Source organism: Oleiphilus sp. HI0067 (genome assembly GCF_001635735.1).
In genome coordinates, this window is sequence record NZ_LWFI01000836.1 from 1 (window position 1) to 814 (window position 814).

Below are 814 nucleotides of genomic sequence, written 5' to 3' on the forward strand. Positions count from 1 at the left end.
AACGCTCAGGGATGGGTATACAGAGGTAAATGAAGATAGTTCAATGCAATTGGATATCTTCAGTATGATCATAGGTAATGTCGACCCAGATAGCATTGTGAGCGTTATGTTTTCGCAAGTGCCAGACGGCGCAGTGTTTAGCCACGGTACGGTCAATGCTGACGATACAGTGACTGTATTGGCCGAGGATCTAGCAGCGCTGACGTTAACGCCTCCGTTGCATGACAGTACTGACTTTACGTTGGATGTCATGGTGACGCATCAGGACGAAGATCCAGATAGTGGTGTGGTTACGGAAGCGAGTAGCACCGCACAATATCATGTTTCAGTTATCCCAGTGGCGGATGTCCCAACGTTACAAGCGAACGACATTAGCGGAAACGAAGATGAACCGATTAGCCTGGATATAACGGCGGATCTTGTCGATCTAGATGGTTCTGAGTCGATTACTGCGGTGCGTTTCGAGGGTGTTCCGGAGGGCGCGCAGCTTTCAACGGGTGCCGATCAGGGTAGTGGTGTTTGGATCGTGAATATTGACGATTTAGCGAGTCTAACCATACAAGCACCGGCACATAGTAGTGATGATTTTATCTTGAGTGCGACGGCATTGGTGAATGATGTCGATCCTGAGTCAGGCCTCGTTAGCCAAGTGAGTGACACGATTAGTTTTAATGTAGAAGTGTTGCCCGTGTCAGAACAGGCTGTCGTAGTGGCATCAGCACGTGGAGATGAAGATACAGCGATCGCGTTAAATCTTGATATTAGTCAACCTGACGCGGATGGTTCGGAAAGCATCACAGACATTGTGATTAGT

1 protein-coding gene is annotated in these 814 nt (G+C 48.3%); it reads left to right on the plus strand.

Features of this window, described 5'->3' with window-relative positions:
- Positions 1 to 64: 64 nt before the first annotated feature.
- The coding region (locus A3739_RS08895; RefSeq protein ID WP_156502501.1) for a hypothetical protein at positions 65 to 814 on the plus strand (750 nt) is incomplete at its 3' end.